Source organism: Streptomyces sp. NPDC088812 (assembly GCF_044750285.1).
Classification (GTDB): Bacteria; Actinomycetota; Actinomycetes; order Streptomycetales; family Streptomycetaceae; genus Streptomyces.
In genome coordinates this window covers 112,017-124,188 of the sequence record NZ_JBIVJP010000002.1, presented here as the reverse complement: position 1 = coordinate 124,188, position 12,172 = coordinate 112,017, and the positions used below count along the sequence as shown (strand labels likewise).

Annotated in this window: 8 protein-coding genes and 2 pseudogenes; 6 read left to right on the top strand and 4 right to left on the bottom strand. The window is 64.4% G+C overall.

From position 1 onward, the window contains the following. Window positions 1–434: 434 nt before the first annotated feature. Window positions 435–1,647 (bottom strand): annotated as a pseudogene (locus ACIP67_RS04210) (tyrosine-type recombinase/integrase); the annotation flags it as partial. A gap of 606 nt (window positions 1,648–2,253) precedes the next feature. On the opposite strand from ACIP67_RS04210, the gene ACIP67_RS04205 reads away from it, so the two are divergent. The 5 genes from ACIP67_RS04205 to ACIP67_RS04185 are packed head-to-tail and all read left to right on the top strand — an operon-like array spanning window position 2,254 to window position 8,999. Next, window positions 2,254–4,056: a hypothetical protein gene (locus tag ACIP67_RS04205; RefSeq protein ID WP_401687077.1), complete on the top strand. Its 1,803-nt coding sequence runs from the start codon at window positions 2,254–2,256 to the stop codon at window positions 4,054–4,056. After that, entirely contained in the window at window positions 4,056–6,206 is a 2,151-nt protein-coding gene (locus ACIP67_RS04200) for a DEAD/DEAH box helicase family protein (protein WP_401687074.1), read from the top strand. Before ACIP67_RS04205 ends, ACIP67_RS04200 begins: the two co-directional genes overlap by 1 nt. A 59-nt stretch (window positions 6,207–6,265) precedes the next feature. Further along, window positions 6,266–6,451, top strand: coding sequence for a hypothetical protein (locus tag ACIP67_RS04195; RefSeq protein ID WP_401687071.1), 186 nt, complete (start codon window positions 6,266–6,268; stop codon window positions 6,449–6,451). Beyond that, window positions 6,448–8,526: an AAA family ATPase gene (locus ACIP67_RS04190; protein ID WP_401687068.1), complete on the top strand. Its 2,079-nt coding sequence runs from the start codon at window positions 6,448–6,450 to the stop codon at window positions 8,524–8,526. The genes ACIP67_RS04195 and ACIP67_RS04190 overlap by 4 nt, the downstream gene beginning before the upstream one ends. Next, entirely contained in the window at window positions 8,526–8,999 is a 474-nt protein-coding gene (locus ACIP67_RS04185; protein WP_401687066.1) for a DNA phosphorothioation-associated protein 4, read from the top strand. The genes ACIP67_RS04190 and ACIP67_RS04185 overlap by 1 nt, the downstream gene beginning before the upstream one ends. 50 nt (window positions 9,000–9,049) lie before the next feature. Here ACIP67_RS04185 and ACIP67_RS04180 read toward each other — a convergent pair whose 3' ends face one another. Both ACIP67_RS04180 and ACIP67_RS04175 read right to left on the bottom strand, forming a co-directional pair. Then, the gene (locus ACIP67_RS04180; RefSeq protein WP_401687063.1) at window positions 9,050–9,178 is read right to left on the bottom strand and encodes a hypothetical protein; all 129 of its coding nucleotides are present in this window, start codon (window positions 9,176–9,178) and stop codon (window positions 9,050–9,052) included. A gap of 33 nt (window positions 9,179–9,211) precedes the next feature. Further along, window positions 9,212–9,640: pseudogene (locus ACIP67_RS04175) on the bottom strand (ISAs1 family transposase); the annotation flags it as partial. Window positions 9,641–9,762: 122 nt separating this feature from the next. Between ACIP67_RS04175 and ACIP67_RS04170 the strand changes: the two are divergent. Further along, entirely contained in the window at window positions 9,763–10,023 is a 261-nt protein-coding gene (locus tag ACIP67_RS04170; protein ID WP_401687060.1) for a hypothetical protein, read from the top strand. On the opposite strand, the gene ACIP67_RS04165 is transcribed toward ACIP67_RS04170, so the two are convergent. Next, window positions 9,944–10,213 carry a transposase family protein gene (locus ACIP67_RS04165; RefSeq protein ID WP_401687057.1) on the bottom strand — a complete coding sequence of 90 codons (270 nt, stop codon included), beginning with the start codon at window positions 10,211–10,213 and terminating at the stop codon, window positions 9,944–9,946. The genes ACIP67_RS04170 and ACIP67_RS04165 overlap by 80 nt on opposite strands. Window positions 10,214–12,172 lie beyond the last annotated feature (1,959 nt).

Genomic DNA, 12,172 nt, shown 5'->3' with positions numbered 1-12,172 from the left:
TGCGGACTTCGTAGGACGAGCCGGCTTTGAGTGGGGGCGATCAAGCTGATGGCGCGTGCCTGCGGGGTGCTTGTGGGGAAGCAACAAGCTCTGGAAATCGTCGTCCGGTCCCTGCGGAAGCCGGTTCGGTGGCCGCCTGGTGGCCGGACGCCTTTGGACAGCGCAGTACGAGGAATCACGGCCCAACCGGCCGTATGTGCTCTGAGCAGGCGCGACCTCATCCGGCAGCACGACGCGTCACTCGGCAACGTGATCGCTCACGGTCTCGTAATGCGTAGGTCTCGGGTTCGAATCCCGAAGGCGGCTCCGGCGAAGGCCAGGTCAAATAGCCCGTGACCTGGCCTTTTGTGTTGCTCGTGGCATGACGCGTCACACGGCGGGGGTGCCGCGAGATGGCTTGCGTGAGCGATGCGTGAGCGGAGCGGTCCGGTGCCCTACTTCTTGGGCTTCTTCCGCTTGCCCTTCCTCTTGGCCCTGGCCTCGGCTTTCGCCTTGGCCGCCGCCTTCTTGGCGACCTTGCGGGCCTCCTCCGCCTCGGTCTTCCGCTGAAGCGGGACCAGTCTGGCGGTGGCCTCGGCCGCGTTCTTGCCGACCTGCGGCAGGACGCTCTGGTAAATGTCCCGCGTGATGCGGGTGTCGCTGTGCCCGAGTGTGTCCGACACGATCTTCACGTCGATGCCGGCCGCGAGCATGAGCGTGGCCGCCCCGTGACGGAGGTCGTGCAGCCGGATCGGCGGGAGGCCGGAGGCGGCGACGAGGCGCTCGAAGAGGTCGGTAAGCTTCCCGGGATGGAGCCAGGAGCCGCCTTCCTGGGTGAAGACCATGCCGGTCTCGACCCAGGCTGATCCCCACTCCTCGCGGTCCGCGTCCTGCTGTTCGCGGTGCCGCTTCAGGACGTTGACGGTGTCGTCGTCGAGCGCGACCACGCGGAAGCCGCTGTCCGTCTTGGGCTCAGAGGTCTCGACTTCCCACCCGTCCTGGACGAGCTGGGCGGAGACGGTCAGGGAGTGGTCATCGAGGTTGGTCTCCGACCAGGGCTGCGCCCATGCCTCGCCCCGCCGCAAGCCGCGGAAGGGCGATCAGGTGCCACATCGCGTACAGGCGGTCCTCCGCGAGGAAGTCGAGGAACGCGCCGGTCTGTTCGGGCGTCCAGACCATCACGGGGGAGGGCTTCTCGCCCGTCTGCTCCCACCTGGCGACCCGCGCGTCGGTCCACACCAGGGCCTTCGGCTTGCGCACGGGGTCGAGTTCGACGTGGGCCGCCGGGTTGAAGGTGAGGATCTGCTGGCCGATCGCGTCGTTCAACGCAGACCGCAGCGTCGCCTTGATACGCAGCCGGGTAGCCGGACCGGTCACACGCCGGAACGGCGGCATGGCATCGATCGCTGTCTTCATCACCTTGCGGCGGGCGCGGTTGCCCGCCCCCTTCCACGGCACGGTGGCCAACTCCTCCACCGCAGCCCGGCGCTGGGCGTTCTGCTCCAGGATCTCGGCGTTACCGTCGGCTATGGCCGTGAACATCTCGCTGAGATGGCTCACGCGCAGGCGGTCGAGACGGTGGTGGCCGATCCGGGGCTTCAAGTGGAACCGGATATCGGTCTCGTAGCGGCTGAGTCCCGACTTGCGGATGCGCTTGCGGTCGAGCCAGCCTTACGGTCATCCCGAGGCTGGCCCAGGACCATCAGGCAAACCGTCCCCGGTCAGCACCCTGTCGGCCTCGACGAGGTACCACGAGTCAGAGTGGCTGGCGAGTCTCGGCGGCTAGGCCCTTAGCGCCCAGAATATGGAGGTCGGCCTATGTCATCCACAGCACCTGCGACGCCGCATCCTCCTGTCACCATGATCAACCGGGTGACACCCCCAAAACAGCGACAGAGCCCGGAAAGTGATCCAGAAACTCGTTTTTCACACGTTGCCGAGAGCAGAGACTCATGCACCAGTCCAGGCAGACTGGACCCGATCTGGAGCCGTATTCGCTACATGGAGGCGGGCGTGAGGTTGTAGGACCGCGGCCGCCGTTCCGCGTCTGCTGCAGTTCAGGGAACCATGGATCAGTTCAAGGCGTCGTCCGTACCGTTGGAAGCATCAGCGCTGTCGCTGGTGTACCAGGAGGGAGGATGAGGCACAGGGGTGTGCTGGAACGAACAGCCCAATGACGCCTTTAACGCGCGGTGACCGGCAACCCGATCGCCGCGTGTGATGAGGCGCTGCTCCTAGCGCGCTGACCATCGTCCACCCCTACCTCTGAAGGCCATGAACGCATTCGACCGTTGGTACAAGGGGCTCAGCAACTTCAACCGGGACCTCGTCCTGCAGCACTTCTGCGCAGAGGCTCCGGTTCCGCTGGGCGAGCTTGCTTCTCAGCATGACCTTCTTCGGGAGACTGCGCGGCAGTGCCGAAACTTCCTCATGGACGAGTTCAACCGCAGTGTCGAGGGGGATTCGATACTCCGTGCCTGGATAGAGCACGCGGAGCTTGACCTGCGGAAACCTTGCCTCGTCAATTCGTTTCTGAACCGCCACGCCTGGCTTGGCGAGAACATTGGGGACACGCTAACCGTCCTGCGCCTGTTCACCGGCATGCGCTGGCTGGACGCGACCACCTCTGCGTCCCCGACCGGAGAGTGGATCTTCTTGGATGATCTGGAAGAGTGTGGCGCCGCCACGTTGAGAGCCCTTGATCTTGATGTCGATGAGGTGATGAGCCTGTCGGCAGCCTCCGCTCTTCTCGACGCACGCCAGGTGCCTGTACCCAGCGATCTCGACACCCTGCGTCAGTGGCTGATCCACTGCGGTCTTGACTGTGAGGGCAACCAGATCTCGTTGACTCGTACCAAGCCCCAGCCGACTGAGACCGCTGTCGTCTCTCGCGGGCTGTCCGAGCTGGTCGAGCAGCTGTCTGCACTCCTGCTAGTGAATAAAAACGGCGAGAGCATTCTTACTCTCGGTGACCTTCTTGGTGAGGCGGAGACGGCGGACGGGGAGCTTGGAGTGGTCTCGCGCATGCTCCGCGACGCCACCTTCACGGTGGGCAAGGGCTGGGTTGTGCCGGATCGCTCCACCGATTCCGAGCGGCGTCGGGCAGCGCGAGGCGAAGGAACCTCGGCGGAGTCGAATGCTACGGAGGGTAACAGCCCTTCGAGTGCGACCGAGGAAGTCAAAAACAGGGAAGCAGAGAGTGACGGATCCATTCCGCTTGCACGCACGCTGGCGGATGCCGGCGAAGCGGGTCTGGAGGCGTCGCCCGGAGATCTCATCGCGCAGCTCCTCGAAAGGTGCGCTGAGGGCATGAGCACCTCGCTCATCAAGGGTGCACTGGACGGAGTCGTGCCACAGGGAGAAGTGACAGAGGCGCTCTTCGCGGATGCGCGCTTCGCGATCACGGCCAGGGGAGCCTGGTGCCTCCAGGATGGTTCCGACACAACTACATCATCCGCTGCAGCAATCCCGGCCCAGGGACTTTCCTCCCGAGAAGAAGAAGCGTCTGCCTCGACCACCGAGGCTGTCGGCGGCGTCGGCTCGCACGGCGGGCTTCAGCGTGAGCGCGAGCGCCTCGACAAGGTGGAGGCCGCCTTGCATGAGGCGGACACCCCGCTGACTGTCGAGGAGCTGAAGGAGCGCACGGGCGTCACCATCGGGATCCAGTATCTCCGGCAGCAGATCGAAGGGGATGCCCGCTTCAGCCGGAGCCAGCGGAACCAGTGGGCGCTGACCGCGTGGCACCTCCCGGTGTACAAGCCGATCAAGGAACTGATTTCTGACGTGGTCGATGCGCACGGCGGCCAGGTTGAGGCAGGCAAGGTGGTGGCGCTTCTCCGCCGAGACTTCGACATCAAGGAGTCCAGCCTGCGGGCCGCCATGTCCATGGTGCCGTTCACCGCACGCGGAGGGATCGTCCGCCGTATAGGTGAAGAAGACCTGGACACTGGCTCCGAGGAAGCAGCTGTCCCCGCAGCCCGCACCTCTGAGGCCGACGCGTCGGCCGAGGAGCAGCCCCGCCCCGTCGACGAGGCCCCCGATGTGGACGACCTCATGGACCACTTGGGGTTGATCTGATGGCAGCTTCCCCTTTCCTCCGCGACTGCGGCGCGGAGTCCGATTACCGCAGCGACCGCAACAACCTTGTCGAGGACTTCTATCTGCCAGCCCTTGCCGCCTCCACCGCCTACGACCGGGCCGTTGGCTACTTCGCTGCGTCCGTGATCGCCACGCTCGGGCAGGGAATCGACGAGTTCACCGCGCGCGGCGGCACCATGCGGATCATCGCCTCCCCCTACCTTGACCCGGCCGACATTAAGGATATTGAGGACGGCTACGAGCTGCGCGAAGTCCTCCAGCGGGCTGCCCTCCGCGACCTGGAGCAGGCGGTCGAGGATGCGCGAGCAGCCCGTGGCCTCGGCAAGCTCGGACAACTGGTCGCCGAGAACCGAGTCGATTTCAAGCTGGCCTATGTCGAAGAGCGTGGCCGTGTTGGCATGTACCACGAGAAGATCGGTGTCTTCCGGGACGGCCGAGATGTCATCGCCTTCAAAGGCAGCGCCAACGAGACCCGCTCCGGTCTCGTCGGCAACTTCGAGGCGATCGAGGTCTACCGGAGCTGGGACCCGAGCGATGCACGCCGGGCCGCGCGCATAAGCAAGGACTTCGATGACCTCTGGGAGAACCGCACACAGATGCTGCGCGTTATCCCGTTCACCGAGGCCGCCCAGGTGATCGTCGAGCGCAGTGCCCGGGCCACCGCCGACCAGTACGAGCTGGACGAGCTCCCGACCGGCGGAACCCCCATCCGCACCACGCCGCTGCCTCCTCCTGGCACGCTTGCGATCCCGCCCAGCCTGAAGGTTCGCGATTACCAGAAGGAGGCTGTTCAGAACTGGTTCCGCAACCAGTGCCGAGGCATCCTCCGCATGGCCACAGGCACAGGCAAGACCCTGACCGCACTTTCCGCTGCCTCCCAGCTCGGCACGCTCCTTCGGAAGAACGATTCCTCCGCCTCACTCCTCACTGTTGTCGTGGCCCCGTATCAACATCTGGTCGACCAATGGGCCAAGGACATCGAGTGGTTCGGCGTGACACCGTTGCGTGCCTACGAGGCGACCAGCAAATGGTCCCCGCGCGCTCACAGCCTGCTCCAGAACATCGCCCTCGGCGGTACTCGAGGCGGCCTCATCGTCACCACCAACGCCACCTTCGGCGGCGATGCCTTCCAGAACCTGCTCAGCTCCTACCGGGGACACCTCCTCCTCATCGCGGACGAGGCCCACAACCTCGGCGCCGCGCATTTGCGTACACGCCTCCCAGAGAAGGCCCAGTACCGCCTCGGCCTCTCCGCCACCCCGGAACGCTGGTTCGATGAGGAGGGCACCGACGCCCTCACCGACTACTTCGACCGAGTCGTCTTCGAGATGGGAATCGGCGAAGCCATCCGCCGCGGCGCCTTGTGTCGCTACACGTACACGCCCATCCTTGTGGAGTTGGACGACGAAGAAGCCGAGCTGTACGCAGAGACCAGCGCGAAGATCGCCCGCCTGATCGCGGCCGGCACAGACCTGAGAGAGACCGCCGACCGGGACAGCCCGCTCGGCCGACTTCTGAAGAAGCGCGCCGACATCATCGGCCACGCCCGCGGCAAGCTGGAGATCCTCCACGCGGAGATCGAGAGGCGCCGGGACACCAGCCACCAGCTGATCTACTGCGCCGAGGGCAAGCACCCCCTTCTCTACGAATACGGCACCGACGGCCCGCGCCAGATTGACCAGGTCATGGAGATGGTCGGCAACGAGCTACACATGCCCGCTGCCCGCTACACCTCGGAGACGAAGCGCTCGGCCCGCCTGGACATCCTGCGCCGCTTCGAGAACAACGACCTCCAGGTCATCTCCTCCATGCGCTGCCTGGACGAAGGCGTGGACGTCCCGGCTTCTCGGACCGCCTACCTCTTGTCCAGTTCCTCCAACCCCCGCCAGTTCGTCCAGCGCCGCGGCCGCGTCCTACGCAAGGCGCCCGGCAAGGAGCGCGCTGACATCATCGACTTCGTCGTCGTGCCGCCTGCGGGTGGGGACGCGATTCAGTACGAGACCGAACGCAGCCTGCTCCGTCGCGAGCTGGCTCGCGTCGAAGAGTTCGCCTACCTCGCTGACAACGAGGGGGACACCCTCAATGTTCTCCGCCCTGTGCGCGAGCGCTACGGCCTCTTCGACACCTGAGCCCCCCACTGCAGTACCCCATTCCTTCCGCACCCGCTACCTCGAACCAGGAGTAACCCGTGAGCGACGAAACAGCCGGCCAGCCTCCCGCACGAACGGTGCGCGACGTCCTGAACGAGCTGCCGCGGGAAGCCAAGATCCTCGTCCAGAAGGTCATCAACCTGGAGACCGAGAACATCCACATCAGGGAGACGACCAAGGTCGTCCCGAAGATCGTCGACACCGTGAGGGAGCTGACCAAGTGAAGCTGCTCAAGCTAACGCTGAAGAACTTCCGAGCCTTCTATGGTGAGCAGGTTCTCGACTTGTCTGTGGAGGAGGGCAAGCCCGCCGTCCTCATTTTCGGTAACAACGGTGCCGGCAAGACCACCCTGCTCAACGCGTTCGCCTGGGCCCTCTACGGCACCTTCTCGGAAGACGTGGAACAGCAACATCGCGTCATTCACGACAAAGCATGGGCGGACACGGCGTTCGGGGAGGACATCACGGCCTCGGTTCGGCTGGACTTCGAGCATGACGGGACCCGGTTCTCCGTGGTCCGGCACGTCACCCTTATCAAGGAGAAGGCGGAGCAGGAGCCCGTCGAGCCTGAACTGACGGTCACGGAGATCGGGACGGACGGCGAAGCCCAGAGCATCCTCAACGGCCAGGACCGGATCGAGAAGATCCTGCCCCAGGGCCTGCGGCAGTTCTTCTTCTTCAACGGTGAGCGCATGGAGAAGATGTTCTCCGGCGACCTGAAGCGGGAAGGCGAAGGCAAGAACCAGGAGGTCCAGAAGGCCATCAAGACCCTGCTGGACTTGGAGGCCATCGAGCGTGCTCTGGAGGACCTGCCGAAGGTCTCCCGAAAGCTCGCCAGCGAGATCGACTCTAAGGAGGACAGCAGGCTGAAGCAGCTGTCCGACCATATGGACCACCTCGCCACCCGTGAGAAGGAAGAGGTGGCAGAGATGCTGCGCCTCTCCGGCGAGATCAGCGCCTTCCAGAAGGAAGTCCAGTCCATCGACCGCGCCCTGCTCCAGAACAGGGAGGCGGAGCCGCTCCAGAAGAAGCGGGACTCGCTGACCCGCCAGATCAAGGCCGCGCACGACCGGCACATGGAGTACAAGAGCCGCAAGCGCGAGCTGCTCTCGCGGCACGGCTTCCTGGCTCTGACCAGCGGGATCGACACCAAGGTGATTGAGCTCGCGGACGCGATGCGAGAGCGCCGCCAGCTGCCCGCAGGCATCCAGCGCAGCTTCATTGAGGACATTCTCGAAGCCCAGCTGTGCATGTGCGGCCGTGAGGTCCGCGCGGGGAGCCAGGAGTACGAGGAGCTGGACAAGCGCAAGTACAACGCCGGTCTCGAGGACGTCCAGGAGAGCTGGATGCGGGTCAGCGGCAAGATGAAGAACCTGGAGGAGAGGCGCCAGGAGATCCTGGAGCAACTCACCCTCAACGCTTCCGACATTCAGAAGGCAGACGCCGAGATCAGCGAGCTGGAAGCGGAACGCTCCGATGTTGATCGGCAGCTGGAGGGGGTGAACATCCAAAACGTCCAGCGCCTCATCGAGCGCCGAAAGAACTACGCCTCCAAGGAGACCGACGCCCGCGTCGCGCACAAGGAGGCTGAGAACAAGGTCGCCTCGATCAAGCAGGAGGCAGAGGCTACAGGCCGTCAGTACCGGAATGCTGAGGTCAAGAGCGAGAAGGCCCGCAAGGTTCAGAAACAGGTCGAGCTCGTCGAGAAGGTGCGTGCCGCGCTGAAGGAGATCCTCGAGATCAAGACTGAGGAGGTCCGCGACCAGCTTGACAAGAAGGTCAAGGAGGTCTTCTCCCGGATCTTCATCAAGAGCTACGTACCCGAGCTGAACGACGACTTCGAGCTGGAGCTGCACACCGCGAGCGGAGTGGCCATCCGCTCCACCGGTGAGAACCAGATCCTCGGCCTCAGCTTCGTCGGCGCGGTCTCCGAGGTTGCCAGGAACATCAGTGCCCGAAAGAAGAACAGAGGGGAGGCGACTATCGAGACCAGCAGCGGCGGTGTCTACCCGGTCGTCATGGATGCCCCCTTCGGCAGTCTCGACCTGACCTATCAGGAAGAGATCTCCAAGGCTCTGCCGGCGCTGACATCCCAAATCGTCACCCTGCTCTCGCAGTCGCAGGCGCGGGGCAAAGTTCTGGAGAACCTCCAGCAAGCCGCCAATCAAATGTACGTACTGCGCTCTTACACGCCGAACCAGTCGGCGGGCGAAGAGACGATCGTGATCAGCAACCGTGAGGTTCCGTACGTGTCACACGGCGACTTCGAGCACACTGTTCTGGAGAAGGTGACCTTCTGATGGCCTACACGGACCGATTCCGCCGGCCCCAAGAGCATGACGACCTGCTCGGTAAGCTCACCGACAGAAAGACCGGGACGTTCGCGACTATGGTCGAGGCGATGATGTTCGCCGCGCTGCTAGGCCGCCGCCGAGGCGAGCGCAAGCCGTTCGACCAGGCTGACGAGCCGATCCGCCTCGCGCTGATGGAGAGCCGGGACTACGGGGAGGTGCTTCTCGACATGCTCGGAGCCGTCGAGTGCCCCGACGACCCGAAGATCCTCAGCGCGGACCGCCAGCCCGAGCGGGTCCTCATTTTCGAGGAGTACGCGAACGCTGGCCTGGCCCACCTGCAGACCCTTATAAATCGTCAGTCCGACCAGGACCTTGACACGATCATTTCGAACCTCGTCCTTGAGGGGCTAAGGACGCCGCCGGAGGAAGAGAAGGACGACGTTGGCGACATCCTCGCCAGCGCTGACCTGGACTGGTAAAGCCGCTACCTCAGGGCAGGGTCCCTTGCATGATCGAGGTCTGTCCGGATTCATCCGGTGATGCCGAGGGCGGCCAGGGGCCTTCGCCAGTCGCGGGCGGTGCGACGTAGGGCGGCGGCGATGTTGGTGTGGCCGTCCTGCCGGTGGACGCCGATAGCGAGGTTGCGCAGGCCGGCCATGATGCGCGGGAGATGGCCGGCATGGATCTTGGAGTCGTCCTCGCGGAACGTGCGGTCGCGGACGTGGTGCAGAAGGTTTTCGATCTTCCAGTGGCCTCTGATCCAGTCCGCGAGCTGGGCGCCGGTAACCGCGCCGGGCGGCAGGCTGGTGACCAGGTAGACACGCTCGATGGTGAGCTTGCCGCTGGTGAAGTCCTTTCTCCAGCGTACGACTTGAAGGGCCTGGCGGGCATCGGGGTAGTCGAGGTGGGCGAAGGCGGCGGTCTTCAGCCGCCGGATCTCCAGGCGGTGGTGGGCCCGGGTACGGTCGTAGTGGTCGAGCGTGATCTCGCGCCAGGGCAGGCGGCGGACTCGGTCGAAGAGGCCGGGATGGTTGGCCTTGACCTGGGCGATGTAGTGGGCACCGCGCTCGCGGAGGTAGGTGCCGTGAGCGTGCTGGGTGTGCAGCGCGTCCGCGGTGATGACCGTGCCGGCCAGGTCGACGCTGTCCAGCAGGGGCCGAAAGGCGGGGATCTCGTATCAGCGACATCCCCGCGTGGGCCTGCCGGGTTCTCGGCTTCCCCACCGACCCGCTCTCCGGCACCGTGTCCGTCCCGCACCCCCACACCCTGCGCCGTCTCCTCGTCCAGCTCGACGGTGACGCCCTGGACCGGGCGATCGGTGCCTTCCTCACCGCCCGCGCCACCCCGGCCGGCCCCGGACTGCGGGCGATCGCTGTTGACGGCAAGGCCCTGCGCGGCTCGCGCACCCACGTCACCGGGCACGTCACTCTGCTCGCCGCGATGGACCACACCGGTCACGTCCTGGCCCAGCGCCAGGTCGCCGACAAGAGCTCCATTCCGTGATGGCGGTGAGCGAGCGGGCGCCGGCCAGGACACTCGCCGCGGCCGCGGCGACCAGGGCGGACAGCCGGTAGCGGCGGCCACGGACGCCTCGCGGGTCGGGCACCAGATCCAGGAAACCGGACAGCGCGACCGCGTCCGCCAGCGGGACCGGCGCGGCAGCCCGGCCCAATTGGTCCAGCGCGGTGGGCATAAGGGAAGATGCAGGTGCAGGCACGGACTCGCCAGGTGTTCATGGGACTTCGACACTCACATGATCACCGAGGCCGTGCCTGCACTGCGTTTGCCCACTGCCCGAACCGGGACGCCCGCTCCAAGGCCGGACCAGCGCGACATTCCGGACGGACCGCGATCATGCAACGGCCCCTGTACCTCAGGGCAGGGTCGACAGCCGGAAGCCGTACGGCTATCAACCCTGCCCACCTCTGTGGAGCGTAGTAGTTGGTCTCGTGTTCATGGGGCGGGATGTCTCCGATGGCGGTGTGAAGCAGCTGGTTGTTGAACCAGTCGGCCCACTCTGCGGTGAGCCGCGGCCTCGATGCTCAGGTCCGCGGCGACCGCCTTCATAACGGCCCGCCCGGTGGGGTGGCTGTGAATAATCTCCGCGACCATGCGTACCGCGCACTCGCGAAGCTCGGCAGGGTAAGGGGACGGGCGGGCCATGACTTGATTCGCTCAGGGAATCGAGCCTCCAATTAGCACTGAAGCGCTTCATGCCCTCAATCCACTGATGCCGAGAGGGTCAACGTGCTCGGAAGTTGTGCGACTCCTGACAAGCCGCTGAAGGTGATCCCAGATGGTCAGCCGGCGACAACTCACACACGACTTGACAGCGCGTCCCTACTATTTGCAGTACAGCTGCCTGCTACCGGAAGGCCGTGATCAGTGCAGCCAGGGCAGTTACCAGGGTGGCAACTGCCGTGATTGCGGCCGGAGTTATACGCCCCCTCGAGGGGCCCTCGTTACTCTGACCACCAGACGTGCTCTGGCCCTCATCCCGCAGGCTCGTCGAGGTGCAGCAGTGATCGTCGTCAAGCGGATTGTGCACGTTGCTCCTTTCCTTGGGCTCATGCGGTTGCCACGTAGCAGGTGACAGCGGAGCCCAACTACCCCTCCCCCTTGGCTGTAGCGAGCCAAAGGGAAGAGGAACGACCATGACGGGGTAACTCTGACACCATCCGAGTCATACCGCTTTGGAACGAGACGTTCTCGCAAACAGCTATACGTAGCTGTGTGTCACAGTTTTTGATTTTACAAATTCAAGCCCCCTGGATCCGATCCGCCATTGCGGCATGCGCAACCATGTTCGCGCAGCAACACGCCAAGTCGCAGTGCACTTCGCGAACAGTCTGACTTTGTGCCCAGGTGCCAGTCGAGGAAATTCGGAGGGGAAGATTCCCTCGACCGCTACCCTAAAACTGCTGGTCCGGAGGGTGATGCTCGCGGAAAGTGAAGCGACACCTCGTATGGGTTATTTCATTCGAGTGCCGTGCGGTGCGCGTGAAGGCTGCCCTAAGTCTCGGAACTTTTCGTTCCGTTTTCATTCAGAGTGAAGCCTGGATTCGCTGCATTGCAAAGTGAAAACCCACACGCTACATCGATGAGAGCTCTTTCGTTACAGAGAGTGTCGGCCGAAAATCATCGAGGTTGTTGGCGGCATATTGATTTTTCGGCGAGAGGGTCAGGGATCTGATAGTGAGCAACCGGATAGCGTTGAATGCCACTTAGAGTTCTAGTGATTGAGGGCCTGGAGTTCGTGCGGGTGGCGGGGGAGGAAGTTCACCGTGCGCGCTGAGCGGTCTCGGGTGCAGGTGGGCCGGTCCGGGCATAGGTGGCACTGGGGTGGGTGGAAAACAAGCGACCGTGTAAGGGGGCCATGGCAGGTGGCTCGATCCGGGCTCGGCTGGTCTAACCGCTCGGGCAGGGTGACCTGGCGGCGGTCGAGGTAGATCGTGAAGGCGTCTCAGTGAAGCCGGAATGTTCCTTGCTCTGCCAGGCGCCACTGGCCCTGACCGGTCCGATGGTGGTCGCGTGCGGAGGAGTCGAGTAGGGCAACTGAGAGGTAGCCGCCGTCGACGAGGTGCTGGGTGGGCGGCAGCAAGAAACTGCGGCACACATACCGTGGCCAGCTGAGCTGGCGAAAGGCTGGGCG